We start from the raw sequence: 25,543 nt of genomic DNA, 5'->3' as shown, positions 1-25,543 counted from the left end.
TGAATCGCCATGGCCAGCGGCACCACGCCCTGCGCGTTAGTTCTCTTTTTTTACTTCAACGCGCTCGCATTTAATGTCGCTACATACATGCCCGTAGTGGCTTACAGGCTAGCCTGGATTAGTGGGGCCCGCCATAGAGTGCCAAAATGAGCACATTGGCAATCCACACAACGAGCGTTGCGGCGAAAAACACACCAAGATGCATCAGGAACTTCTGCATCCCTGTGCCCAAGCGCTCCGAAACTCGGGTGGCGTAGACATGGCTGAAGTAAAAAGCCGGTAGGTTCAACGCAACACCAACAGGCACAATCCACGGCTGGTTACCCAAACCGAAACTGGCCGGCGTCCAACCATAGTAGTCCCAGGCCCCGCCGCTGGTGGTCATCCCTTCTTGAGCCATATTCGTTGCCCACATGAAAACCCACATACCGAGTAGCTTCGCCCATGCAGGCACCTTGGGAAATTTACCGAAGAACCACAGCGAAATCAGCAACGGCACTGTGTAGAGCGTGCCATAGGCGAACGGAACCATGAGCGGCAGATCAACCCGCGGCAGAAGCGGGATGAACTCCTTTGAATAGGCAATCGCAAAGTATTGATCGTATATTGGTTCTAACGTGAAGTTAAGAGTGATCGCAAGGATGCTCCACAGGAAGTGCCGATTTCCCTTCCAGACCGTAAGCAGCAAAACAATGATGAGAGCCCACAGTAAAATTGAGCCCCACTGGAATAATTGAACCATTTGCATTTCGTGTTTCCTTTTGGTCGGTCAGCAGCTCGGCCGCTGAGATATAAATATGCTGGAACTGAGCATGGTTAGGGCACGTTCGCCTCTCTCTCGCCGCTTATCGACCGGCTCATGGCGCATGGCGGCGGCTAGCATCGATAGGATCATCAGGAAATCGTCCGCATCAATCCCCGGGGGTGCGGATAAAAACTTGGACTGGTTTATGCCGCAAGTCCAAGGCTCACCCGGTATTCGATCGGGCTGAGGGAGCCGAGAGAGATCTTGATCCGCTTCTCGTTGTACCAGCGGATGTACGAGTCGACCGCCTCGACGAACTGCTCAATGGTGGCGGTCTTCCAGTCCCGAGGATAGAACAGCTCATTCTTCAGCCGACCGAAGAAGCCTTCGCAGGCAGCGTTATCAGGTGAGCATGCTTTGCGAGACATCGAGCGGATGAAGTTCGCGTTGCTCATTCTTGAGAGCCAACCCGGCCAGCGGTAGTGGCCGCCCCGATCGGAGTGGACCACGGGACGATCAGCCGTGTCGGCCAACGTCTCGATGGCTGCGTCCAGCATCGTGTTGACCAACTCCGCGTCCGGACTGGTCCCAATGGTCCAGCTGACGACCATTCCGTCGAAGCAGTCGATGATGGGCGAGAGGTACACCTTGCCAGCCGGGATCTGGAACTCCGTGATGTCCGTGAGCCATTTCGCGTTGGGCACCGCGGCCTGGAAGTCGCGATCGATGAGGTTCTCAGGCGCTGGGCTGATTTCGCCAAGGTAAGACGCATAGCGGCGCTTTCTGGGCCTTGGAACAACCAGGCTTTCCTGCTTCATCAACCGCTGTACAACCTTCTCTGAGATCGTGACGTCCTGCCTGGTCAGAGATGCCTGCAGCCTGCGGTAGCCATAGCAGCGGTGGTTCGACTCAAAGATGTCGGTGATGGATTGCCGAACCTTCAGGTACTTGTCGCCCACCGCTGCGCGGGCCCGGTGATAGAAATACGAACTGCGCGCAAGATCCAACTGTGCAAGGAGCTCTGGCAGGCCATAGTGCTCCCTGAGGGCGTCAATCAGCAGTGTCTTCTCCCGGTTGGACAGGAGCTGCAGGTCGACGCCCAGGCCTTTTTTTAACAGTTCGTTGGCCTTGTTCAAAAGATCCTGCTCGAGGCGCAGTTGCCTGACTTCGCGGCGCAGGGACTCAACCTGGCGCTCGAGCTCATCGCGCTCCTGCGAAGGCGAAGATGGATTGGTACGTTTCATGGATGCGGGTGCTTCACGTCCCAGAAGTTGGTTCTTCCAGTTGTACAGCGTTGGCCGGCACACGCCGAACTTGTCGGCTACAGCCTGGGCACTTTCCTCGCGAGTGCAGAGTTCCATGACTCCTGCTTGCATCAGCTCCCCGGAATACCTTCGTCGCACCGTACTGCCGACGACACGCCTTCTGGCTTCAGGAAGGGCCTCGCGAATCCAAGCGGTTAGCGTCCCTCTGCAGGGGTAGCCCAGTGCCCTCATGGTGGCCGCAATGCAGCGGTCGTGAGCGAGGTAATGCTCGATAGCTGCCGCCTTCTGTTCCTTCGAGAACTTGGGTCTCCGGCCCGCATAGCCCGCTGGCAAGTCGAGCTTCTGCTGGTATTCGTTGTACCAGCCCTTCAGAGAATTCTTTGTTGGATAACCCAGCTGGCGGATCGTGGGCCTGACGCGCCTGCCCAGCTTGATATAGAGCTCAACCGCTCGAATTCGATCTTCGTAGGAATACATGAACTACCTCCTGGTAGTCCAAGTTTTCGTCCGCACCCCCAGATGGTCAGTTTTGGGTCGGCACTAACACCGGGACGGACCGGGAGGGCATGAAAAAAGGGGCTGGACGGGAACCCGGCCCACCCCTTGATTTTTCGATACTTTCTTACAGCTTGTTAGCTTAAATCTGGTGCCGGAAATAGGAATCGAACCTACGACCTACGCATTACAGAGGAGTGCACTACGCCCATCTGAAAGATAGAAGCTTGCCCAAATCAGCTCGGCTGCGTACAGCAGATGGCAGTTGTCTATGGCTGCATGAAATGCGCTTCCCGCAGAGCAATGTCCTCTCTCAGAATGCGCTGGATTTCCAGCACTGCCGCCGCGCTCTGTTGCACGCTGTGTCCTGAAATGATGATTTTCTCGGATTGCGCCCCGGGAAGATGAGCGCTGCGGTAAGGCACGAGACCATCATCGGAATCAGCGAGGGCCACTTCGGCATTGGCCTGGGCCACGATCGAGTGATAGCGCACCTGGGTAGAGATGGGAAAGTCCGCAGCCGTGCGCACGAATGGATCGTTTTCGTCGAGATTGTCGACGCTATTGGGGATATGCCCCAGGCTTTCATGGCTGCTGGCAGCCGCATCGGGCACCAGCGTGTGGGCGAGTTCTTCGAGCACCGTAATGGGAAAGCGGATAAATCCCGCCATCCAGCGCCCCAGGCGTCCACCCGCGACCGATGTGCCCCGATGAGGCGCCGCGATGAAGATGGCACTGCTGACATTCGGGAAGGGCTCGAAGCGCAACATGGGATCAATGCGCCTGATCTGCTGCGGCGTCAACCGACTGTGATCCGCAGCCAATTGCACCAGCGATTGATCGGTTGACGACACCATCAACCGCGCGATGACCCCGCCCATGCTATGCCCCACCAGCACGAGGTCGGACGACGCCGGCGCTTGGCCGGATGGGTCGAAATGCGTCAGCGTCTCCCCGAGCGCCCTGCGAATCATGGCGTGGTTCAACGCGACTGGCATGTTGGTCGGGTAGTAGACCTGCCAGATCTGGTAATGCTGGCGCAGGGCCTCATCGCCCAGGATTTCGTTGGCGAGTTCCACCCAGGCTTCAGGGCTGCTGGCCAGTCCGTGCAGCATGACGATGATCCGCCTGTTCGGATCGTAGGGCTGCATCAAGTAGACGTGCGGGCGGTCGATGCCACCCTCGCGCCCGAGCAGGCTGCGCAGCGACTGGCGGTTGAAATTGGCACGGGCCAGCCATACGCCATAGCCGGCCGTGAAATTGGCCGCCAGCGGCACACGTTGGCCGCGCAGCATAATGGCCGATTCCACATAGGGGTCATGCACCGTCAGACGGGCTATACGAGCATGCAGCACACTGTCCAAGTTGTCTCCGTCGGGATGCAGCAGAACCGTCATGGACGGCGCGGGCATCTCGCTCCAGGGCAGCGGTTGCTGATCACGCTTTGCCGCTGGGCGACCACCCCGAGTTGGGGCGGCGCTCAGGGACTCGTCCGGAATGACCGCCACAAGCTCGGCGCCAAAGCCGTCGCGCCGGTAGAGGCTACGCAATCCACGGAAAGACAGGGACGAGGCTGGCAGGAGTTCGGCTGGCACCGCCGTACTGCCCGGTAAGCGCGCGCCGCGCATATCCAGCTTCAGTTCCCAGCCTGCAATGTTCCAACTGGTCTGGTCGGGCAACTGCGTCGGCATTTGTTGCCGAACTTCGAACATGCCGGTGGCCGCATGCTCGACGGCATAGTTATACCAATCCCGCACTTGGGTCTGGCGATCCTCGAAGGCCCGCTCTCCCGGAGTATGGTCACCAAGGAACAGATAAGCATAGGCATAGCGAATCGTCTCAAGCCAGGCGGCTTGCTGCGCTGAACCGGGCTTCATGGTCTGAGCCTGCGCCAGCCATAGTTCGGACAGTGCAGCCAGGCGTCTATCCGTGGCAACCCCCGTCACGGTAGCCAAGGCCTCCGCGCACTCCGAGGAGATCGGCTTTGCGCATGCCTGCTCATCCAATGCCGCCACCCTGATGGTCTGGACAGTCGCATCGCTGAGCTTGCCACGTGTCAGGATGTCGCCGCGCTTGAGTTCGATGGCCTCCCTGGCAGGTAGCGTATGAACTTCAACCACTGGGCCGAACTCGCGCAGGATCGAGCAGCCCCCCAGCAGCAGCGGAGCAAGAGCGGCGCATGCAATGAGAAGGCAGGCCTGCGGGAACCTCATGGATTCACCTCGTTGGCAGGGATGCCTGGCACGCCTTGTCGAATCGACATCGAGAAGTCATCCTCTGACACATCGGAAGCAAGGGCACGTTCGTTGATATGCCCCAGTGCCTGCAATTCACCGTAACGATAGCCAGGCGTCAATCCATGCAGGTCGTAGACGTACCGCGCAAAATATCCAGACAGCAGCAGGCGATAGTCCATTGGCAATGCGGGCGCAATGACCCGGGCCAGCTCGAATACGATGGTCGTGCAGTTACTGGTTAACGTGTTGTAAAAGCGCGGTTTCTGCCGCAGTTCATTGGCCGCGTTCAGATACTCCAGAAACAACGCGCGGGCACTCGCCTGACTCATCTGCAAGCGATAGAGATAAACATCTTCGCCTCGCGCGTTGCTGCGCGTACGCACAATGTCACGCTCATCGGCGGCTACCAGGATCTGCTCGAACTGACGGAAGAATCCTCCTACCGCCGAGAAGGACTCATGGCGTTCCTTGCGAATTTCCAGCGAGAACACCACGCGTTCACCGCCATCGAAGCCGAACGACACCAGGGTGTGGGCGATGTGCGGCCCCATCCAGTAGGAAAGCACCAAGTCGGCGCTGCGCAGACGATCCAGGTCGTATGTGCGACTCTCCCACTGCGGAGTGTAGTCGGTTTCGCTGCGCCACTGGAAGTTGCGCACATTATTCAGGTGAACATGGTTGCCGTCGATCCTGGCCTCCAGCAACTGGGCGACATCGTCAGCCCATACACGCTGGTGTGACGGCTGCAGCGTCCCCCACCACATGAGCAGGGAGGCGGCTGCGATCACAAATGCGAATCCGGCGATGTTGCGATTGCGCCGCCCAAGCAAGCCCGCCCGCGACAAGACAAAGGTCACACCCAACGTAGACCACATGGCAATGGCGAACCATCGCACCACTGAAGGTCCCGGCATCTGATGCCACAGAGCCAGCGCACCCCACACAGTCAGCAGCAGTACCACAAAGCCGATCGCCAAGCCTGCAAGGGCGCGCAGGACTCTGTGCATCACTCCGCTCATTGAGGCTGAAAAAGCTCAAGCAACATTTGCCGGTGCGCATCCCGTAACTGCACCAGCGAGATGGAAGGACTGCCCTTGGACAGCATCGAGGAACTGAGCCACAGCACTGCGGGCGCGAGCGCCAACGGGAAGAAGTGTTCGGTCAAGACGCCTGGGCGAATGACGCCTCGGCGTATGTTGCGTTGGATGATGGTCTGCGTCCGCTCTTTCAGCCCGAGCGCAACTTCGTTGTGCCAACGCTGCACCAGCTCTGGAGTTCGGGCGCTTTCGGCCAGAAGCAGCCGGTAGATCGACATCGTGGCAGGGGAGCTGAAGGTCGCGTACAGGCGATCCAGGTAGACATCTACCAGCTCTGGCAACGTCAGATCCTCATCCGGGAGCCAGCCCTGGAAATCACGAATCTGCTTCGTCGTACGTTCGAGCAAGGCGTGAAAAATTTCTTCCTTGCTTTTGAAGTGGGCATAGATGCCAGCCTTGGACAAGCCCGCGCATTCCGCCAGTCGCTCCATCGACACGGCGTTGTATGTCCGATCCGCGAATTCGACCAAGGCCGCGTCGAGTATTTCCTCTTTCCTGGCGGCAGAAGACAGGTAGCGGCGCTTGTTGCCTGGCGCGTCATCTTTCTTGGGTGGCATTCAAAGGCTCTGTTCAAAGATCTGAGGGGTGTTCCCATGGGCCGGTCACCGGCTCTACCAAGAATCAGGGCCTTCCTTGAACCCAAGCCGGCAGCTCGAATTGACCTGCGTCAATGACCGACGAGCCCGCTGATTACGGTTCTTGGATTATAACGTATAATTGAAAACAATCGTCCAGTCGTTTGTTTTCAGGTTTCACGATGCAGATCAACACAGGGCGCGAGCGAACCCGGCACATCGGGTTACGACACAGGAAGCGCGCCCTATCAACCAGCCGGGGGACACGGGATGCACATATCAACAAGGAGATGAAGTGGGTTTGACAGCACTTGCAAGCAAGAAAGTAGGGCCTGCGGGCACCAGCCACGAGCCCCGCATTGTGCGGGTGGCAGCCATTCCCTGCTCTGCGACCAGACCCTCTTCAGCCCGATACCTGTACGGAACGTGACCATGCTCCCAACTTCCCCGTTGTTTCCTGCGTTCAGATTGCGCGCTGCCTCGTTGGCCCTGAGCGCCGTCGTCTTGACCGGCTGCATGTCGCTCGCTCCGGTGCCAGACACCCCGCCATTGCCTGTGCCCGAAGCCTGGCCCGCGCATCTTGGATCAGGCACCGACGGCGCCCACGCGGGAGAGCTTGCCTGGCAGGCCTACTTCACTGACCCCCTGCTGCAACGCCTCATCGAGACCGCGCTGCAAAACAACCGCGACCTGCGCGTGGCCGCGCTGCGCGTCGAGGAAGCCAGCGCCACATTCCGCATTCAGCGCTCGGATCGTTTTCCTGCCATGGGCGTGGGCGCCCAAGGTGGACGCGCGCGCGTCCCTGGCGACCTGAACATGTCGGGCCGATCGCAGGTGGGCGGCGAGTACCGGGCCGAGGTGGGTTTGACCACCTGGGAACTGGATCTGTGGGGTCGGATCCGCAACCTGGAAGACGCCGCCCTGCAAACTTGGCTGGCTTCCGACGCGGCTCGCCAGGCCGTCCATTTGGCGCTGATCGCCCAGGTGGCAGACGGCTATCTTGGCCTGCGCGAGATCGACGAACGCGTGGCGATCGCACGGCAAACCGTGACCACCCGCGAGGAGTCCTATCGCATTTTCCGGCGCCGCGTCGAAGTCGGCTCGACCTCGAAGCTGGATCTCACACAGGTCCAGACCCTGCTGAACCAAGCTCGGGCGCTGCTGACGCAGCTTGAGCAGGCTCGCACCACGCAACTGCACGCCCTGGCACTGCTGGTAGGCGCTGATCCCGGCCCGCTGCCCGCCAAGGCACCCTTCGATGAAACGACGGTTCTGGCTGAGCTGCGGGCCGGTCTGCCTTCGGAGCTGCTGGTCAGTCGCCCGGACATCATTTCCGCCGAACACCAATTGCGTGCCAGCAATGCCCACATCGGCGCGGCCCGCGCGGCGTTCTTGCCGCGCATTGCGCTGACCGGCAGCTTCGGCACGGCCAGCTCCGACTTGAATGGCTTGTTCGATTCCGGCAGTCGCGCCTGGACCTTCATGCCCACCCTGTCGCTGCCCATCTTCGATGGCGGGCGCCGCCGCGCCAATCTGGAGCTGAGCGAAGTGCGCCGCGACATCGCCGTCGCCGGATACGAAAAAACCATTCAAACGGCCTTCCGCGAGGTGGCCGATGCGCTGAGCGCAAAGCGCTGGCTGGCTGAGCAGTTGACGATCCAGAGAGCCAACCTGGAAGCGCAAAGCGAACGCGCACGCCTGGCCAAGTTGCGCTACGACAACGGCTCGGCCGCCTTCTTGGAAGTGCTGGATGCCCAACGCGATTTGCTTGGAGCCCAGCAACAACTGGTACAGGCGCGCCGCGCGCTGCTGTCCAGCCAGGTGGCGCTGTATGCCGCGCTCGGCGGCGGCACCCTCGCCGCAGCCGGCGAGGCACAGGGTGCGGCCTCGACTCCCGCTTCCACCCCATCAACCCGTTAAGGCACGCCGAACCCATGACTGTCTCCCCCTCTCTCAAGAAAAAACTCCTGGTCGCTTTCGCTGCAGCGGTTGTTGCCGCGCTGGCCTGGTGGAGCTGGACGAGGTTTACCGACAGCGGCCCGGGCGAAGGATTCGTCAACGGCAATGGCCGCATCGAAGCCACCGAAATCGACGTGGCCACCAAGCTTCCCGGCCGCATCGAAGACATCCTGGTGCGTGAAGGCGATTTCGTCACAGCCGGCCAGCCACTGGCCAAGATGCGGCTGGAAACGCTAGAAGCGCAGCGCGACGAGGCCCTGGCCATGCGTCAGCAGGCTGAGCATTCGGTGACCGCGGCGCAGGCACAGGTGGCGCTGCGTGAAGCCGACGTGACTGCCGCCTTGGCTCTGGTTGGTCAGCGCGAGTCGGAACTGGACGCCGCGCAACGGCGCCTGACACGCTCCAGCACGCTGTCGAGTGAGGGAGCCGCCTCGATCCAGGAACTGGACGATGACCGGGCGCGCGTACAGGGCGCCCAGGCGACCCTCGCGGCCAGCAAGGCACAGGCCGCCGCTGCCCGCGCCGCGGTCGAAGCCGCCAGGGCGCAGCTTGTCGGCGCGCAGTCCAGCGTGTCCGCCGCTACGGCCAGTATCAGCCGCATCGAAGCCGACATCCGCGACAGCGAACTGCGGTCTCCGCGCGACGGACGGGTTCAGGTGCGTGTCGCGCAACCCGGCGAGGTGCTTGGAGCGGGCGGACGTGTCTTGAACCTCCTTGATCTGTCGGACGTGTACATCACCTTCTTCCTGCCCGAAACCGTGGCCGGCCGCGTTGCGCTGGGCTCGGAGGTTCGCATCATTCTGGATGCCGCGCCCGAGTATGTGATTCCAGCCACCGTTTCCTTCGTCGCCAGCGCAGCGCAGTTCACCCCCAAGACGGTTGAAACCGCCAGCGAGCGGCAAAAGCTGATGTTTCGCGTGCGCGCACAGATCTCGCAGGAGCTGCTGCGTGAGCACCTGAACCAGGTCAAGACCGGTCTGCCCGGCGTAGCCTGGGTCAAGCTCGACGCCAAGGCCGAGTGGCCTCAGAACCTCTCCGTTCGTGTGCCGGAGTAAGGTATGAGCCACAGCGCGCAGCTCGCGACCGTTGCAAGTGTCCGCCAGGTAAGACTGCGCTACCGCGACGTCATTGCCTTGGATGGCATTGACCTGGACATCCCCGCTGGACGGATGGTCGGTCTGATCGGCCCCGACGGCGTGGGTAAGTCCAGCCTGCTCTCGTTGCTGGCCGGTGTGCGCATCATCCAGGAAGGCACGGTCGAGGTGCTCGGTGGCGACATGGCCAGCAAGGCCCACCGCAAGCTGGTGTGCCCGCGCATCGCCTACATGCCGCAGGGGTTGGGCAAGAACCTGTATCCGACGCTCTCGGTCGAGGAGAATCTGCAATTCTTCGCGCGGCTGTTCGGCCATGACGCGCCCGAGCGCCGCCAGCGCATCGATGAGCTGACCCAGGCCACGGGCCTGTTCAAATTCCTGGCACGCCCGGCAGGCAAGCTCTCCGGGGGCATGAAGCAGAAGCTGGGCTTGTGCTGCGCGCTGATTCACGACCCGGATTTCCTGATTCTCGATGAACCGACGACCGGCGTGGATCCGCTGGCGCGCGCACAGTTCTGGGATCTGATCGAACGCATCCGCGCCGACCGCCCCGGCATGAGCGTGATCGTGGCCACCGCCTACATGGACGAGGCGCAGCGCTTCGACTGGCTCGCCGCCATCGACGACGGCAAGGTTCTCGCCACCGGCACACCGAAGGAATTGCTGGAAAGAACAGGCAGCCCGAACCTGGAAGAGGCGTTCATCCGCCTGCTCCCAGAAGAGAAAAAGCGCGGGCACAAACCGGTGGTCATTCCTCCCTTGCCGGAAGACGGCGCCGACGATATCGCCATCGAGGCCAAAGAGCTGACCATGCGCTTTGGCGACTTCGTCGCCGTCGACAGCGTGTCCTTCCGCATCCGGCGCGGTGAAATCTTCGGCTTCCTCGGCTCCAACGGCTGCGGCAAGTCTACGACGATGAAGATGCTCACCGGGCTACTGCCGGCGAGCGAGGGACGAGCCTGGCTGTTCGGTCATGAGGTGGACCCGCATGACTTGGACACCCGCCGCCGCGTCGGCTACATGTCTCAGGCATTCTCGCTCTACAGCGAAATCACGGTACGCCAGAACCTGGAGTTGCACGCCAAGCTGTTCAGCGTGCCCCCGAAGGACATTCAGGGCCGCGTCGAAGAGATGGTGGAGCGCTTCGGCCTGGTGGAAGTCATCGACAGCTTGCCGGCCAGCCTGCCTTTGGGCATACGCCAGCGCCTGTCGCTGGCAGTCGCCATGGTGCACAAGCCCGAACTGTTGATTCTGGACGAGCCGACCTCCGGGGTCGATCCAGTAGCGCGCGATGCGTTCTGGCGGCTGCTCATCGAGCTGTCACGTCGCGACCGGGTGACGGTCTTCATTTCCACCCACTTCATGAACGAGGCCGAACGCTGCGACCGCATGTCAATGATGCATGCGGGCAAGGTGCTCGACAGCGACGTGCCCGCCAAGCTGGTCGAGAAGCGCGGCGCTAAAACCCTCGAAGAGGCCTTCATCGGCTACCTCATCGAGGCGGAGGGCGGCACGGTCGCTCCCGCCGGCCCCACCGAGGCCGCCAATACGGCGATTCAGACGCCAGCGACACACACTGAGCACATCGGGCACAACGCTGAAGGCTTCAGCCTGCGCCGCATGCTCAGCTATCTGTGGCGCGAAGCACTGGAACTGCAGCGCGATCCGGTGCGCGCCACCCTGGCGCTGGGCGGTTCGCTGCTCCTGATGTTCGTGATCGGCTTCGGCATCACCCTGGACGTCGAAGACCTGAGCTATGCGGTGCTCGATCGCGACCAAACCACGCTCAGCCAAAGCTACACGCTGAACCTGGCCGGCTCGCGCTACTTCACAGAGCACCCGCCTATCGTCGATTACGAGGATCTCGACCGGCGCATGCGCAGCGGCGAACTGTCATTGGCCATCGAAATCCCCGCTGGCTTTGCCCGCGATGTATTGCGGGGCCAGAACGTGCAGATTGGTGCGTGGCTCGACGGCGCCATGCCGCAGCGCGCCGAAACCGTGCAGGGCTACGTTCAGGGCATGCACCAGCACTGGCTGCTGGTACAGGCCAGCGAGCGCGGCGGCGCCAGCGCAGCAGGCAATGCGAGCGTCGAGACGCGCTTTCGCTACAACCCCGATGTCAAGAGCCTGCCGGCGATGGTGCCTGCCGTGATTCCCCTCTTGCTGCTCATGCTGCCGGCGATGCTGACCGCGCTGGCGGTGGTGCGCGAGAAAGAGACAGGCTCGATCACCAATCTGTACGTGACGCCGGTAACGCGCATCGAGTTCCTGCTTGGCAAGCAACTGCCTTATGTCGGCCTGGCCATGGTGAATTTCCTGCTGATGAGCCTGCTCGCGGTCACCATCTTCAGTGTGCCGGTCAAGGGCAGCTTCTTGACCTTGGCGCTGGCCGCGCTGATCTTCTCCTTCGCAGCGACAGGCATGGGGCTGCTCGCCTCGGCCGTCACGCGCAGCCAGATCGCGGCCATGTTCTTCGCCATGATCGGCACCCTGATTCCGGCCACCCAGTTCGCCGGCCTGATCGATCCAGTGTCCTCGCTCGAAGGCTCCAGCAAGTTCATCGGCGAGATCTACCCCGCCACGCACATGATCTCCATCAGCCGTGGCGTTTTCAGCAAAGCGCTCGGCTTGCCCGACCTGACATGGCCGCTGTGGTCGATGCTCCTGTCGGTTCCGGTGATTCTTGGCGCGGCCGTTTTGCTACTCAAAAAGCAGGAACGCTGAGATGCGCAGACGAAACCTAGCCAACATCTACCAGCTCGGTGTCAAGGAGCTATGGAGTCTTTGGCGCGATCCGATGATGATCGTGCTCATCGTCTACGTGTTCACCGCGTCGGTCTATACCTCGGCCACGTCCATGCCGGAGACGCTGCACAACGCGCCCATCGCCATCGTCGATGAAGACAATTCGGCGCTTTCCCAGCGGATTGCCTCGGCGTTCTACCCACCGCAGTTCACGCCACCGGCCATGATCGACTATGGAAGCGTGGATCCGGGCATGGATGCCGGGCAGTACACCTTTGCCCTGGTCATTCCGCCCAACTTCCAGCGCGACGTGCTGGCAGGGCGATCTCCCGCCGCGCAGCTCAATGTCGATGCCACCCGCATGAGCCAGGCCTTCACCGGCAGTGGTTACATCCAGCAGATATTCACCGGTGAAGTCAACGAGTTCGTCAAACGTTATCGCGGCGCCACCGTGCCACCTGTGGATCTGGCCTTGCGCGCACGCTTCAACCCCGCCCTCGACAAGGCTTGGTTCGGCTCGGTGGTGCAGATCATCAACCACATCACGCTGCTGTCCATCATCCTGACCGGCGCAGCACTGATCCGCGAGCGCGAGCACGGCACCATCGAACACCTGCTGGTGATGCCCGTGACTCCCGCCCAGATCATGCTCTCCAAGGTCTGGTCGATGGCCCTGGTCGTGCTGATCGCCTCCTTCCTGTCGCTCACCCTCATGGTGCGCGGCGTCCTGGGCGTGCCCATCGAGGGCTCCATCGCGCTGTTCTTCGCCGGTGCAGCGCTCAGTCTGTTCGCCACTACGTCGATGGGCATCTTCATCGCCACGCTGGCGCGCAACATGCCGCAGTTTGGCATGTTGATGATGCTCATCATCATGCCGCTGCAAATGCTGTCGGGTGGCACTACGCCACGCGAAAGCATGCCCGAGATCGTGCAGAACATCATGCTGGTCGCACCCACCACCCATTTCGTGGAATTGAGCCAGGCCATCCTTTATCGGGGCGCGGGGCTGGAGACGGTGTGGCAGCCCTTCCTGGCGCTGGCCTTGATCGGCGCGGTGCTGTTTTTCCTGTCGTTGGCACGCTTTCGCAAAACGATCGGCCAGATGGCCTGATCGTTTGACCGCCCGATTGGGCATTTCAACCCAAGCAAGGAGTTTGACCATGAGCAATGAAACCATCCCCCTCAACCTCTTCAAGGCGAACCTGGAACTGCAACTGCGCCTGCAGCGCCTGATGCAGGAAAACGGCCAGCAATGGCTGGAGAACGCCACGCGCGCGGGCAGCGAAAACATTGCCGAGTCCGGCACTGAGATCGAAAGCCTGCTCAAGGCCCAGAACTGGCAGGAGTTGGCCACGCTGCCCGCGCAGGCCTTCTGGCGTCAGTTTCAGCACCAGATGGGTGGCGCGCAGGCACTAACGCAAGTCGCAATCAAGAATCAGACCACCTTCACCCAAGGCCTGCAGCAAGCCATTCAGGACTGGCAGAAATCAGTCACGCAGGCCGTAGGCCAGGCAGATGCGATATTGCCGTTCCAGGATATTTTCAAGCAATGGGGAGCGGTGTGGGCCAAGGCACAGGACAAGGACGCACCAGCCAAGACAGGTGGTCGCAATGCCGGCTGAGCAACGCACTGCACTGGTCACCGGCGGCAGCGGCGGCCTGGGCGAAGCCATTGCCCGGGCCCTGCACGATGCGGGCCATACCGTGCTCATCGTCCATTCGCCGGGCAATGCCAGCATTGGCGCGTGGCTGAAAACCCAAGCCGGCGAAGGTTACGACTTCGCCGCCTACGGCGCGGATGTGGCCGACCATGCCCGCTGCCAGGAACTGGCTGACCGCATCCACACAGACGGGCATCGCATCGACATCCTGGTCAACAACGCGGGCATCACGCGCGATGCCACGTTCCGCAAGCTGAGCTACGCCGATTGGGATGCCGTCCTGCGCGTCAATCTCGATTCCGTATTCAACGTGACCCGGCCATTCATCGACGGCATGCTCGACAGGGGCTGGGGCCGGATCATCAACATCTCCTCCATCAACGGCTCCAAGGGGCAGTTCGGCCAGACCAACTACTCCGCCGCAAAAGCCGGCATGCATGGCTTCACTAAAGCCCTTGCGCAAGAGGTGGCGCGCAAGGGTGTGACAGTCAACACCGTCTCGCCGGGGTATCTGGATACGAAGATGGTGACGAGCATGTCGGAGGAAGTGGTCAAGCAAGTGACTGCCGGTATTCCCGTGGGTCGTCTGGGACGGCCTGAGGAAATCGCCGCACTGGTTGCATTCATCGCCAGTGAGTCTGCGGGGTTCATGACCGGCAGCAACGTGTCGATGAATGGTGGCCAGCACATGTACTGAGTGAGGAAGGGCCGGCAAGACGATGTGCCTGCGGCCCCTTTTCATTCAATTTTTCAGTTTCATCATAGACGGAGTGCCCATCGCCATGAATCAAGACACCACGACATCACCAACGGCCGCTTGGGGGCAGTTGCTGTGGGACCCGTTGCGACTATCGGCGATGGCAAACGAGTATGCAGTGGATGCCTGGCAGCGGTCCATTCTGTATGCCGACGTTCGCCGCCAACGCGGCAACCAGTACCAGGAGCATTTGCAGGAGCAGACGCCGAACGTACTCGACTTCGCCTCTGAGGTCATCATGTCCGGGCTGGACCTTCCGCAGCCGGTCAACTATGGCCTCGTACGTATCCTGCCGCCAGCCGACACGCCGAGCGATCCCCACAAGCGACCGTTCGTGGTGGTCGATCCACGCGCGGGCCACGGCCCAGGCATCGGCGGCTTCAAACCCGATAGCGAGGTCGGCGCGGCCCTCAAGGCTGGCCATCCCTGCTACTTCGTAGGCTTTCTGCCCGATCCCGTTCCCGGCCAGACCGTCGAAGACGTCATGCGCGCCGAAGCGGCCTTCGTGCGCAAGGTCGGCGAGCTGCACCCCGACAGCCGCGGCAAGCCTGCGGTCATCGGCAATTGCCAGGCAGGCTGGCAGATCCTGATGGCAGCCGCCGTCTGGCCCGAACTGTTCGGACCGATCATCGTGGCCGGTGCGCCGCTGTCGTACTGGGCGGGCGACATGCCGATGCGCTACGCGGGCGGTCTGACCGGCGGTAGCTGGTTGACGGCATTGACCAGCGATCTGGGCGCCGGCCGCTTCGACGGCGCCTGGCTGGTACAGAACTTCGAGAACCTGGACCCGGCCAATACGCTGTGGAGCAAACAGTACAACTTGTACGCCAAGGTCGACACGGAGGGCCCCCGCCACCTGCAGTTCGAGAAGTATTGGGGCGGCCACGTCTTCCTGAATGACGTGGAAATGCAGTACATCGTCGATAACCTGTTCATCGGCAACAAACTGAGTACGGCGCAGCTGGTGACGTCTGATGGCGTGCGCATCGACCTGCGCAATATTCGCTCGCCGATCGTGGTGTTCTGCTCCTATGGGGACAACATCACGCCACCGCCCCAGGCCCTGGGCTGGATCACCGATCTGTACCGCAACGATCTGGACGTGATGGGGCATGACCAGACCATCGTCTACGCCACCCATGACAGCATCGGGCATCTGGGTATCTTCGTCTCCGGCAGCGTCGGGCGTAAAGAGCACCAGGAGTTCGCCGCCAACATCGACGTCATCGACGTGCTGCCGGCCGGTATCCACCGCATGCTGGTCGATGAAAATCCAGACGGGTCGCAGGAAGGCGAGCCGACCGGGAACGCCTACCTGACTCGGATCCAGCGCAGCAACATCGATGAAGTCCGTGAGATCGTCCGTCCCGACCCTGAGAACGATCGCCGGTTCGCCGCCGTTGCGCGGATCTCCGAGGTCAACCTGGCTTGCTACCGCAGCTTCGTGCAGCCATGGATGCGTGCCCTGGTCACGGACCAGGGTGCGAAGTGGCTGGAGCCGCTGCATCCGCTGCGCATGGGCTATGAATTGTGGTCTGACAGGCATCCGCTCGCCGCCGCAGTACATGAGGCTGCGCAACACGTGCGCGACCATCGTCAGCCCGTCTCCGAGGCCAACCCTTTCCTGCAACTGCAGGCGCAGTTTTCCACCGCCGTCGAACAGATGCTGGATCAATTCCGTGATTGCCGCGACCAGATCTACGCACAGGCGTTTGACACGCTGTACAGCCTGCCGCTGGTGCAGGCCATGACTGGACAGAGCCTGCACGACGATGCACCGCCGCGACCCCATCCCAGCGAGACGCCCGAGCATCGCCAGTATCTGGCGCAAGAGTTGACACGGCTCGAAGCGGATATTCACAGCGGCGGGATCACCGAAGCCTCCATACGGGCGCTGTTCTTTGTGCTGGCCGCGCGTGGCGAGGCCGACGGGCGGCACTTCCGGCACGCAGAGGAACTCGCGCGCCCCCATTTGGCAAACGACTTCGACATGCAGGTCTTTCGCCACCTCGTTCGTCGGCAGGCTTTGCTCATGAGGCTCGACGAGGACGCCACGGTGTCCGCCATCCCCGGATTGCTCAACGGCATAGCGCCTGATGACATCCGCCAGGTGGCGGGAATGATCGTGCAAGTGATTGGCAGCGGCGGTGTGCTGTCCGCACAAGAACAAACCAGGCTGGAACAGGTTTCTACCTTGTTCGAGCAGGCCGAGCGCCAAGCGCAGGCGGCTTCGGCGCCCGCCGTGATAAGTCCCGCCACTGATACCTCCGCTACGGTCGTGGACGCGAAGTCGACAACCGCCATGCCACGCTCTGCCAGTGGCACATCCGCTGCGGTCGAGGATGCGAATGCGGCGCCAGCCATGCCGAGCTCCGCCAGTGACACCTCCGCTCCGGCCATAAACACGACCTCCAAGACATCCTCTCCAAAGCCTAAGGCGCCTCAGAAGAAAACTGCTACGCAGAAAACTGTGTCCAAGACGCCAGCCGCCCCGCGGACAAGTCAAACACGGCGAGGGAAAGGCAAATGACGACGTCCTCCGCACCGGTCGATGGCGCCGCCGACGCATTGCAGGTTCTGCGCAACCGCACCTTCGACGAGATCGCCATCGGCGACAGCGCCAGCCTCGAACGCGCGTTTTCGCCGCAAGACATCCACATGTTCGCGCTGCAATCGGGCGATGTGGATCCGGAATCTTCGGTGTCTTCGCCCTCGCGGGACACCACGGAGGCCATTTGTGCAAACGTCCTGATCTCGGCTGTGCTGGGAACACGCCTGCCGGGGCCTGGAACCCAATATGTCAGCCAGAACCTGCGCTTGCTCGGAGCCGTTCGGCCCGGCGACAGGCTGACCGTGCAGATGCAGGTGAGCAGCAAAGACACGGCCACCCATCACGTCACGCTGGACTGCACCTGCACCAGCCAGGAGGGGGTGGCGGTTTTCCAGGGCCAGGTAGAGGTCGTAGCGCCCACTGAGCGCATTGAAAGAACGCGCACGGCGTTGCCGGAAATCCATCCGGATGCGCAGGGCCGCACAGGCCTGCAGCACCTGCTGGCGCATGTCGCGCACTTGCAACCGATTCGGGTAGCCGTCGCCCACCCCTGCGATGTCCCCAGCCTGTCCGCTGCGCTCGAAGCGCGCCACGCGGGGTTGATCGAGCCGGTGCTGGTCGGGCCACGAGGGCGGCTCGAAGCAGTCGCCACCGAGGCCGGGCTGGATCTGGCCGACGTCGCCATTGTGGACGTCCCGCACAGCCACGCCGCTGCGCAGCAAGCCGTCGCCTTGGCAGCCGCAGGTGAAGTCGAAGCCCTGATGAAAGGGAGCCTGCACACCGACGAACTGATGTCCGCGCTGGTTTCGGCAGCAGCGGGGTTGCGCACCAAGCGCCGGGTCAGCCATTGCTTCCTGTTGCAGACACCGGCCTATCCGCGCCCGTTCATCGTCACCGATGCAGCGATCAATATCGCCCCGACTCTGGAACAGAAGGCAGACATCATCCGCAACGCCATCGAGCTGGCGCAGGTGATCGGCGTGCGCGAACCCAAGGTCGCAATCCTGGCCGCAGTCGAGACGGTCAGCCCGACGATGACGGCCACGCTCGACGCGGCGGCGCTGTGCAAGATGGCCGATCGCGGCCAGATCACTGGCGGCCTGCTCGACGGGCCGTTGGCCTTCGACAACGCGATCTCCATCGCCGCTGCGCGCACCAAGGGGATCGTCTCCGAGGTCGCCGGGCAGGCCGACATCCTTGTCGTGCCTGACCTGGAGAGCGGCAACATGCTTGCCAAGCAGTTGATATTCCTGGGCGGCGCAGCCAGCGCCGGAATCGTCCTCGGAGCGAAAGTGCCGGTCATTCTGACCAGCCGCGCCGACTCGCGCGATACACGCATCGCCTCATGCGCGATTGCACTGATGCTGGCGCACCACTATCGGCTGTCACCCCCGTGAATCGACTTATCAGCAACGTATCCACCCCATTGGAGGAAACACTATGAAGTACTCATTTTCTGGCCGCGTAGCCCTGGTCACCGGTGCAGGATCCGGCATTGGCGAGGCCATCGCGCGACTTCTTGCGAGCAACGGCTTGAGTGTCGTCGTCTCGGATGTCAGCGCCGACAATGCGCAGCGCGTCGCCAAGCTCATCAGCGCCGATGGCGGCCAAGCCGTGGCCAATGTGGCCGACGTGGCACGCATCAATGACGTTGAGGCTGCTGTGGCCTGCGCAGTCGATATGTTCGGCGGCCTTCATTTTGCGGTCAACAACGCCGGTATCAGTGGCGACCAGAGCCCAGTGGGGGAACTGGATCCTGCCGCCTGGAGCCGGGTAATCGATATCAACCTGAACGGCGTGTTCTATGGCCTGCGCCATCAGATTCCCGCCATCCTGCGTTCGGGTGGCGGCGCCATCGTCAACGTCTCTTCGATCCTGGGGGTGGTCGGCGATGCAGGAAACCCAGCGTACGTCGCAGCCAAGCACGCTGTTACCGGGCTGACCCGCTCGGCAGCGCTGGCCTATGCGGCCAAGGGAGTCCGGATCAACTCGATCCATCCCGGTTACGTGCGGACGCCCATCCTGGATTTCCTCGACGAATCGGCCCTTCAGGAGGCTGTTGGCCTGCATCCGATCGGCCGTCTGGGCACCCCGGACGAAATCGCCCATGCCGTGGCGTTTTTGCTATCGGAAGGAAGCAGCTTCTTTGCGGGCACCCAGCTCATCGCCGACGGCGGCTATACGGCACGCTGAATCTGACGACGATGAGCGTGCAGGCATATCCGAACACCGTGGCGACGTCACCGGGACCGGGCAAAAAGAGGACGACATGATGGATGCGACCACGGCCCGCTCCGGACGCCCCGGGCACGGACTGATCCTTGTACTGAACTGCGGTTCATCCAGCATCAAGTTTGCGGTATTCGACCCTTCGGCCACGCCACTGCCTCGCCAGGCGTTGTGGAATGGCAAAGTGCTGGGAATCGGCGGCGCCGATCCGGATTTCGAAGAGACCGGGGTTGCGCCGTTCCCGATCAAACTGGACACGGCACATCCCTATCGTGCCGCGCTGCGCATCATCCGCGATCGCGTCAGTCAGCGGCTCGACGGCCGCCGGATAGGTGCGGTCGCTCATCGGATCGTCCACGGTGGCAGCAGGTATTTCGAGCCAGTGCGGGTGGACGCCCAGGTGCTCACCGATCTGCAGGGATACATCCCGCTGGCGCCACTGCACCAGCCGTTCGCGCTGGAGGCCATCGATATCCTGCTGCGCGAACAGCCGGAGCTGCCTCAGGTGGCCTGCTTCGACACCGGCTTCCATCACACCATCCCCAAGCTCGAGCAGCTCCTGCCGTTGCCCTACGCCGCATGGGAGCGCGGTCTGCGCCGGTACGGATTTCACGGCCTGTCGTATGAGTACATGGCTGAGGCTTTGCCCGAACGCCATGGCGACGCGGCGCGCAGGCGCACCATCGTTGCCCACCTGGGCAGTGGCGCCAGCCTGTGTGCCATGCAAGGACTCAAAAGCGTGGCCACCACCATGGGTTTCTCCGCGCTTGACGGGCTGATGATGGGCACCCGCACCGGTGCGCTCGATCCAGGCGCCGTGCTCTACCTGATGGAGATCGAGAAGCTTTCACTGGAACAAGTGGGGCGTGTCCTCTATCACGAGTCCGGTCTGCTCGGCGTTTCGGGAATCTCGGCCGAGCCGCGCGTCATTGTCCGGCACGAGAACGATGAAGGTGAAACGGGTGAGCGAGCGCGCTTGGCGCTGGACCTCTACGTGCGTCGCATCGTGCGCGAGATCGGTGCCTTGGTTGCTGTTCTGGGCGGTCTGGACATGCTGGTATTCACGGCAGGTGTCGGTGAACACAATGCGTTCATTCGCGAGCGCATCGGTGCGGCACTGGGTTTTCTGAACATTGCCCTGGATACCGACGCCAATGCCAGCCACGCGGCGACGATTTCCAGCGACCACAGCCAGGTCATCGTGACGATCGAACCCACCAATGAAGAGTGGATCGCCGCCAGCCATGCGCTGTCCTGCCTGGACAGGGAGAAGGTGCGATGAAGATCGATGCCTTCCATGGATTCACGCTCGCCATTCTGCTGTTGTTTGTGGGCAAGGGCTTGGTAGCGCGTTCGGGCATCTTGCGTCGATACAGCATCCCGGAATCCTTGGTGGGCGGCTTGGCTTGCGCCTTGGTTGTCTTCGTCCTGTACTACGGGATGGGGGTCACGGTCAGTTTCGATCTGGAAGCGCGCGATGCGCTGCTGCTGTACTTCTTTGCCGCCATTGGACTGAGTACCGACGCCCGCACACTGCGCCATGGTGGACGGCCTTTGCTGATCCTGTCGGGGTTGGCCATCGGGTTCATGGTGCTGCAGAACCTCGTCGGGATGGAGACGGCCCGCGCATTCGGCCTGGATCCGCGCGCCGGTCTCATGGTCGGTTCGATTTCCCTGACCGGAGGGGTGGGCACCACCTTGGCCTGGTCCGATTACTTCGTTCAAAACCTCGGCATTGCGCAAGCGCAGGAACTGGGGTTGGCGGCGAACATGATCGGCCTGATCGCGGCCTGCACCATCGGCGGCCCGATCGCAGGTCTGCTCATGCGCAGGCATCGACTTCGAGCCTCCGGAGACAGCGCCCTGGAAATTGGCACGCTGCACAGCGATGAGCAGCATGCCCGCCTGGACTACTACGGCGTGCTGCTGGCATTGCTCTGGCTCAACTTAGCCTTGATGTTGGGCTCAGGAATCAATGCCTTGGTCGCGCTTACCCCTGTCACGCTGCCCGCCTTTGTGGGCTGCCTGCTGGCCGGAATTCTCCTGCGCATGGTGGCCGACTGGATGAGGCCGAGTGGGCGCGGGCGTTTATGGAACTGGCCAAGCATGCAGCCAGGCATCGCCCTGGTCTCCGACATGTCATTGGGCCTGTTTCTGACCATGGCGCTGATGGGGCTCAGGCTCTGGGAACTGCAGCCTGTGCTTGCCTTCATCACGGTGGCGATGCTGGTGCAGATCATCTTGGTCATCGCGTTCGTTTTTCTGATCGTTTTTCGGGCAATGGGCAAGGATTACCAGGCTGCAGTGATGTGTGCCGGTTTCGGCGGAATCGCGCTGGGCTCTACCGCCACCGCCATCGCCAACATGACGGCGGTCACTCGGGAGCATGGCGCTGCGCGCGAGGCGTTCATTGTGGTGCCCCTGGTGTGCGGGTTCGTCATCGACATTGCGAACGCACTGGTGATCAGCCTGATGGCCGGTTAAGACGAAAGAATTAACGGAATGCGCCGGCAGGCGGAGACATCTCTAGCACGCTGGCACGGTGTCATCGCAAAAGCGCTGGTGACATGAGTGCCGGTGTGCATGAACACAAGCGAGCACAACTACCCCCGTGTTCAAACGAGGGCGCTCCATCTATTTGAATAGCAATTGAGGTAATGCGTTTTGACAAAAAACAAGAAAGGTAATACTTCATCGACAATCGTTCCGGCACTGGATATGCAAGCGCATATGGCTTGGGCCCAGGCTTGGTCCTCAATTTCACCTGAATCGTCGCTGTTGGCTTGGACGGACTGGGCAAGCCATTTAGCGAACAGCCCCGGAAAGCAATCGGAGCTTTTGTCTTTTGCAGGCTCCTTGTCTGAGCAATGGATGTCTCTGCTGAAAAAGAGCTTGGTCAGTCCGGACCAGGAAGTTGCATCTCCTGAACCGTCACCTACCAATGACCGTCGTTTCAACGATCCGGCATGGGATCAATGGCCCTACAACCTTTTCCGCAGTTCCTTTCTTATTCAATCCAAATGGTGGGAGCAAGCCACGCAAGGTGTATGGGGTGTTGATCCACAACACGAACGCCTATTGGCGTTTGGCGCAAAGCAATGGCTGGAAATGGTATCGCCGACCAATTCTGCGCTTTTTAACCCCGTTGTCCTGAAAAAAACGATAGAAGAACAAGGCGCCAACCTGGCGCGTGGCATGTCCAACTTTCTCGATGACCTGCGCCGACAACTATCCGGTGAGCCTCCTGCGGGAACCGAGAACTTCGTCGTTGGGCGCGACGTGGCGGTGACGGAAGGAAAAGTCGTACTGAGGAATCAATTAATCGAGTTGATTCAATACACGCCCACTACCGAGAAAGTCCATCCTGAGCCGATACTGATCATTCCTGCCTGGATCATGAAGTACTACGTACTCGATCTATCTCCCCATAACTCGCTGATACGGTATCTCGTTGCACAAGGCCATACGGTTTTTTGCATCTCCTGGAAAAATCCGGATGCTGGTGATCGAGACTTGGGCATGGATGAGTATCTTGAGCTCGGCTTGCGTGCGGCGCTGGACGCCGTGACATCCATCGTCCCCGAGCAGGAAATCCACGCGGCTGGCTATTGCCTGGGCGGGACATTGCTGTCTATTGGGGCCTCGGCCATGGCGCGCGATGGCGATACGCGGCTGGCGTCCGTAAGCCTGCTGGCTGCGCAGACGGACTTCAGCGAGCCAGGCGAGCTTGGCCTTCTCATCAACCAGAGCCAGGTGGCGCTATTGGAGGCCAGTATGGCTCAAACAGGCTACTTGAGTTCAAGCCAGATGAGTGGCGCTTTCCAGCTACTGCGCGCCTACGATCTTGTATGGTCTCGCATGATCGACGAGTACGTGTTGGGCGATCGTCGGCCAATGACCGACCTGATGGCTTGGAATGCCGATGGGACTCGCCTGCCGGCGAAGATGCATTCGCAATATCTCCGACGCCTTTACCTGAATAATGATCTCAGCGCAGGGCGCTATCCCGTCCTGGGTCGTCCGGTTTCAGTGGGAAACATCACCGTACCGATGTTTTGCGTCGGCACTGCCTCCGATCATATTGCGCCGTGGCGCTCCGTCTACAAGCTGCATCTCCTGTCTTCAGCCGAACTGACTTTTGTATTGACCACCGGAGGGCACAACGGCGGCATCGTGAGCGAGCCTGGCCGAGGCAAGCGCCAGTATCAAATCCATACGCGCGCCGTGAATGAGGGGTACATGGCGCCGGACGAGTGGCAAGCCACTGCACAGACGCATCTAGATTCGTGGTGGCCGGCATGGTCAGCATGGCTTCGAGAGCGCTCTGGTGAAGGTGTTGCGCCTCCGCTCATGGGGGCCGAATCCCGTGGATATCCCACTATTTGCGACGCCCCGGGGAAATATGTACGCAGCTGAATACGCGCATACCGCGTCCGCTATTGCGACACGCTATGCGCAATATCTATTCGACACCCCACCTACTTTGATAACTGGAGACATTCATGTACTCAAGACTGCTGGTTCCGCTCGACGGAAGTTCTACCGCCAATTTGGCCCTCCACCACGCCGCGGTGCTGGCACGCCTAAGCGGTGCAACCATCATCTTGCTGCACATTATCGAGGAAATGAAGCACAGCAACGGCTTCGAGAGGCCGAGAATTTACCTTGAAGAAGTAAGGCCAGGCTTCCTGGCGGCCGGGCAGAAGCTGCTGGACGAGGCGGCGCTCTGGCTGAGACAGGAAGGCTTGACGGTAGAGACCGTCCTTCTGGAGAGCAAGGGCGAGCGCGTCTCGGTACTTATCGCGCAGCAGGCACTGGCTACCGGATGCGAGCTGGTGGTGCTGGGCACCCACGGACGTCGGGGCGTGGACAGGCTGCTGCTGGGAAGCGATGCCGAGCAGCTCGCTCGGATCGCACCGGTTCCCGTGATGCTGGTACGCCAGCCCCATTCTGTCATTGCTACTGCAACCCCTGGGCACGGTGGCATGCCAGCGTGACGAAAGTTCAGCCCACTGACCTCGCTGAATGGAGGCTTAGAGTCGCAGCTACCTTGCTGCTGCTGTCGCTGAGTGCCTGCGCGCAGGCACAGTCCTGCCACCGTGACAATCCGCTGCGCTCGACCGGAACGCTCAATCTGCGGATCGACAACGACATGTTCGGCGGCATGGGACAGGATCAAGGGTACTCCAACGGGTTTCTCGCCAGTTGGGTTTCCCCCAACCTCGTGGACTATAGCGATGACCCTTGTCTACCGCGTCTCGTCCGTGGGCTGAATCGCTTTCTCACGATGCTCCAACCCCAAGGCTTCGACGAACAGAACATGACCATCGGCTTCGGGCAGATGATGTACACCCCGAACGACAAAACGCGCAGCGATCTCATCAAGGATGATCGTCCTTTCGCGGGCGCCTTGATGTTGAGCCTTGGCTATAACGCGAGGCGGGGCGATACGCTGCGCACTTCGCAACTCCGCGTGGGGGTGGTGGGGCCCTCCTCCCAGGCCAGGCAAGTCCAGAACTGGTGGCATGACACCGTCGGAGTGGACAGATTCAATGGCTGGAGACATCAACTGCGCGACGAACCCGTGCTGCAGTTGCTCCACGAACGCCGAACACGAGTCATCAGGCAAGAAAACGTCAGCGGTTGGGGTTGGGATCTGACCCGCCACTGGGGCGGCAGCTTGGGCAATTTCGCCACCTACGCGAATGTCGGCGGAGAACTGCGCTATGGCCTACGCCTGCCGGACGACTTAGGCACCGCACCGCTGCGCCCGGCTGGAGAAAACACCTCGCCCGTGCGTAAGACCGCTGGCAGCAACTGGAACGGGCACCTGTTCGTGGCACTCGACGGTCGCTGGGTTTTGCACGACATCACGTTGGACGGCAATACGTTCAAGTCCAGTCATAGTGTTGATAAACGGCCATTCGTGGCCGATGTGGGCTATGGCATCGCGATGACTCAGGGCAACTGGCGCATCGCGATAGCCCGCTACCACCGCACCCGCGAATTTCGTGGACAAAAGGAAATCCCGGTCTACGGAACGATCACCGTAGGACGGCGATTCTGATGCAGATCGATTCCTTGAACGCCATGCAAGCCACTCTGTTGCTGTTCATGACAAGAGCCTGGT

The 25,543-nt window shown here is 61.3% G+C and carries 19 protein-coding genes; 14 read left to right on the top strand and 5 right to left on the bottom strand.

Annotation, left to right across the window (positions count from 1 at the left end):
* Window positions 1-118: 118 nt before the first annotated feature.
* From CDO46_RS23650 to CDO46_RS23630, 5 genes are all read right to left on the bottom strand, one after another.
* Window positions 119-748, bottom strand: a complete 630-nt coding sequence (locus CDO46_RS23650) for a hypothetical protein (RefSeq protein WP_087841042.1) — start codon at window positions 746-748, stop codon at window positions 119-121.
* A 200-nt stretch (window positions 749-948) separates the two neighbouring features.
* Window positions 949-2,487 carry an IS3 family transposase gene (locus CDO46_RS23645; protein WP_087841041.1) on the bottom strand — a complete coding sequence of 513 codons (1,539 nt, stop codon included), beginning with the start codon at window positions 2,485-2,487 and terminating at the stop codon, window positions 949-951.
* A 287-nt stretch (window positions 2,488-2,774) separates the two neighbouring features.
* Window positions 2,775-4,718: a triacylglycerol lipase gene (locus CDO46_RS23640; protein WP_087841040.1), complete on the bottom strand. Its 1,944-nt coding sequence runs from the start codon at window positions 4,716-4,718 to the stop codon at window positions 2,775-2,777.
* The gene (locus CDO46_RS23635) at window positions 4,715-5,749 is read right to left on the bottom strand and encodes a DUF4105 domain-containing protein (RefSeq protein ID WP_087841039.1); all 1,035 of its coding nucleotides are present in this window, start codon (window positions 5,747-5,749) and stop codon (window positions 4,715-4,717) included. Before CDO46_RS23635 ends, CDO46_RS23640 begins: the two co-directional genes overlap by 4 nt.
* 8 nt (window positions 5,750-5,757) lie before the next feature.
* On the bottom strand, window positions 5,758-6,396 hold the full coding sequence (locus CDO46_RS23630) for a TetR/AcrR family transcriptional regulator (RefSeq protein WP_087841038.1): 639 nt from the start codon (window positions 6,394-6,396) through the stop codon (window positions 5,758-5,760).
* Window positions 6,397-6,846: 450 nt separating this feature from the next.
* On the opposite strand from CDO46_RS23630, the gene CDO46_RS23625 reads away from it, so the two are divergent.
* The 14 genes from CDO46_RS23625 (at window position 6,847) to CDO46_RS23560 (ending at window position 25,480) form a co-directional block, all read left to right on the top strand.
* Window positions 6,847-8,334, top strand: a complete 1,488-nt coding sequence (locus tag CDO46_RS23625; RefSeq protein ID WP_087841037.1) for an efflux transporter outer membrane subunit — start codon at window positions 6,847-6,849, stop codon at window positions 8,332-8,334.
* A 14-nt stretch (window positions 8,335-8,348) separates the two neighbouring features.
* The gene (locus CDO46_RS23620; RefSeq protein WP_087841036.1) at window positions 8,349-9,428 is read left to right on the top strand and encodes an HlyD family secretion protein; all 1,080 of its coding nucleotides are present in this window, start codon (window positions 8,349-8,351) and stop codon (window positions 9,426-9,428) included.
* A 3-nt stretch (window positions 9,429-9,431) separates the two neighbouring features.
* Window positions 9,432-12,194: a ribosome-associated ATPase/putative transporter RbbA gene (rbbA, locus tag CDO46_RS23615; RefSeq protein WP_087841035.1), complete on the top strand. Its 2,763-nt coding sequence runs from the start codon at window positions 9,432-9,434 to the stop codon at window positions 12,192-12,194.
* 1 nt (window position 12,195) lies between these two features.
* Window positions 12,196-13,326, top strand: a complete 1,131-nt coding sequence (locus CDO46_RS23610; RefSeq protein ID WP_087841034.1) for an ABC transporter permease — start codon at window positions 12,196-12,198, stop codon at window positions 13,324-13,326.
* Window positions 13,327-13,375: 49 nt separating this feature from the next.
* Window positions 13,376-13,837: a phasin family protein gene (locus CDO46_RS23605; RefSeq protein ID WP_044396478.1), complete on the top strand. Its 462-nt coding sequence runs from the start codon at window positions 13,376-13,378 to the stop codon at window positions 13,835-13,837.
* Window positions 13,827-14,573, top strand: coding sequence for an acetoacetyl-CoA reductase (gene phbB / locus CDO46_RS23600; RefSeq protein WP_054667832.1), 747 nt, complete (start codon window positions 13,827-13,829; stop codon window positions 14,571-14,573). Before CDO46_RS23605 ends, phbB begins: the two co-directional genes overlap by 11 nt.
* 160 nt (window positions 14,574-14,733) lie before the next feature.
* Window positions 14,734-17,163, top strand: a complete 2,430-nt coding sequence (locus tag CDO46_RS23595; RefSeq protein ID WP_254914670.1) for a DUF3141 domain-containing protein — start codon at window positions 14,734-14,736, stop codon at window positions 17,161-17,163.
* On the top strand, window positions 17,160-18,581 hold the full coding sequence (locus tag CDO46_RS23590) for a bifunctional enoyl-CoA hydratase/phosphate acetyltransferase (RefSeq protein WP_015879519.1): 1,422 nt from the start codon (window positions 17,160-17,162) through the stop codon (window positions 18,579-18,581). Before CDO46_RS23595 ends, CDO46_RS23590 begins: the two co-directional genes overlap by 4 nt.
* Window positions 18,582-18,624: 43 nt before the next feature.
* A complete protein-coding gene (locus tag CDO46_RS23585; RefSeq protein WP_046482860.1) occupies window positions 18,625-19,377 on the top strand; it encodes an SDR family NAD(P)-dependent oxidoreductase in 753 nt (250 codons plus the stop codon).
* A gap of 76 nt (window positions 19,378-19,453) precedes the next feature.
* Window positions 19,454-20,695: an acetate/propionate family kinase gene (locus CDO46_RS23580; RefSeq protein ID WP_015879521.1), complete on the top strand. Its 1,242-nt coding sequence runs from the start codon at window positions 19,454-19,456 to the stop codon at window positions 20,693-20,695.
* The gene (gene gltS / locus CDO46_RS23575; RefSeq protein WP_015879522.1) at window positions 20,692-21,897 is read left to right on the top strand and encodes a sodium/glutamate symporter; all 1,206 of its coding nucleotides are present in this window, start codon (window positions 20,692-20,694) and stop codon (window positions 21,895-21,897) included. The genes CDO46_RS23580 and gltS overlap by 4 nt, the downstream gene beginning before the upstream one ends.
* A 180-nt stretch (window positions 21,898-22,077) precedes the next feature.
* Window positions 22,078-23,829, top strand: coding sequence for an alpha/beta hydrolase (locus CDO46_RS23570; RefSeq protein ID WP_254914666.1), 1,752 nt, complete (start codon window positions 22,078-22,080; stop codon window positions 23,827-23,829).
* 86 nt (window positions 23,830-23,915) lie between these two features.
* Window positions 23,916-24,410 carry a universal stress protein gene (locus CDO46_RS23565; protein ID WP_012112369.1) on the top strand — a complete coding sequence of 165 codons (495 nt, stop codon included), beginning with the start codon at window positions 23,916-23,918 and terminating at the stop codon, window positions 24,408-24,410.
* A gap of 53 nt (window positions 24,411-24,463) precedes the next feature.
* On the top strand, window positions 24,464-25,480 hold the full coding sequence (locus CDO46_RS23560; RefSeq protein WP_003296535.1) for a lipid A deacylase LpxR family protein: 1,017 nt from the start codon (window positions 24,464-24,466) through the stop codon (window positions 25,478-25,480).
* The last annotated feature ends 63 nt before the right edge of the window (window positions 25,481-25,543 follow it).

Source organism: Pigmentiphaga sp. NML030171 (assembly GCF_002188635.1).
Lineage (GTDB): Bacteria > Pseudomonadota > Gammaproteobacteria > Burkholderiales > Burkholderiaceae_B > Pigmentiphaga > Pigmentiphaga daeguensis.
The sequence above is the reverse complement of the archived record's forward strand: the minus strand, read 5'-3'. Positions and strand labels throughout refer to the sequence as shown.

What these genes read in the sequence shown, in the direction of transcription:
- CDO46_RS23650 (WP_087841042.1), bottom strand. Translation starts at nt 748, where the DNA reads ATGCAAATGGTTCAATTATTCCAGTGGGGCTCAATTTTACTGTGGGCT.
- CDO46_RS23645 (WP_087841041.1), bottom strand. Translation starts at nt 2,487, where the DNA reads ATGTATTCCTACGAAGATCGAATTCGAGCGGTTGAGCTCTATATCAAG.
- CDO46_RS23640 (WP_087841040.1), bottom strand. Translation starts at nt 4,718, where the DNA reads ATGAGGTTCCCGCAGGCCTGCCTTCTCATTGCATGCGCCGCTCTTGCT.
- CDO46_RS23635 (WP_087841039.1), bottom strand. Translation starts at nt 5,749, where the DNA reads ATGCACAGAGTCCTGCGCGCCCTTGCAGGCTTGGCGATCGGCTTTGTG.
- CDO46_RS23630 (WP_087841038.1), bottom strand. Translation starts at nt 6,396, where the DNA reads ATGCCACCCAAGAAAGATGACGCGCCAGGCAACAAGCGCCGCTACCTG.
- CDO46_RS23625 (WP_087841037.1), top strand. Translation starts at nt 6,847, where the DNA reads ATGCTCCCAACTTCCCCGTTGTTTCCTGCGTTCAGATTGCGCGCTGCC.
- CDO46_RS23620 (WP_087841036.1), top strand. Translation starts at nt 8,349, where the DNA reads ATGACTGTCTCCCCCTCTCTCAAGAAAAAACTCCTGGTCGCTTTCGCT.
- rbbA (WP_087841035.1), top strand. Translation starts at nt 9,432, where the DNA reads ATGAGCCACAGCGCGCAGCTCGCGACCGTTGCAAGTGTCCGCCAGGTA.
- CDO46_RS23610 (WP_087841034.1), top strand. Translation starts at nt 12,196, where the DNA reads ATGCGCAGACGAAACCTAGCCAACATCTACCAGCTCGGTGTCAAGGAG.
- CDO46_RS23605 (WP_044396478.1), top strand. Translation starts at nt 13,376, where the DNA reads ATGAGCAATGAAACCATCCCCCTCAACCTCTTCAAGGCGAACCTGGAA.
- phbB (WP_054667832.1), top strand. Translation starts at nt 13,827, where the DNA reads ATGCCGGCTGAGCAACGCACTGCACTGGTCACCGGCGGCAGCGGCGGC.
- CDO46_RS23595 (WP_254914670.1), top strand. Translation starts at nt 14,734, where the DNA reads ATGGCAAACGAGTATGCAGTGGATGCCTGGCAGCGGTCCATTCTGTAT.
- CDO46_RS23590 (WP_015879519.1), top strand. Translation starts at nt 17,160, where the DNA reads ATGACGACGTCCTCCGCACCGGTCGATGGCGCCGCCGACGCATTGCAG.
- CDO46_RS23585 (WP_046482860.1), top strand. Translation starts at nt 18,625, where the DNA reads ATGAAGTACTCATTTTCTGGCCGCGTAGCCCTGGTCACCGGTGCAGGA.
- CDO46_RS23580 (WP_015879521.1), top strand. Translation starts at nt 19,454, where the DNA reads ATGATGGATGCGACCACGGCCCGCTCCGGACGCCCCGGGCACGGACTG.
- gltS (WP_015879522.1), top strand. Translation starts at nt 20,692, where the DNA reads ATGAAGATCGATGCCTTCCATGGATTCACGCTCGCCATTCTGCTGTTG.
- CDO46_RS23565 (WP_012112369.1), top strand. Translation starts at nt 23,916, where the DNA reads ATGTACTCAAGACTGCTGGTTCCGCTCGACGGAAGTTCTACCGCCAAT.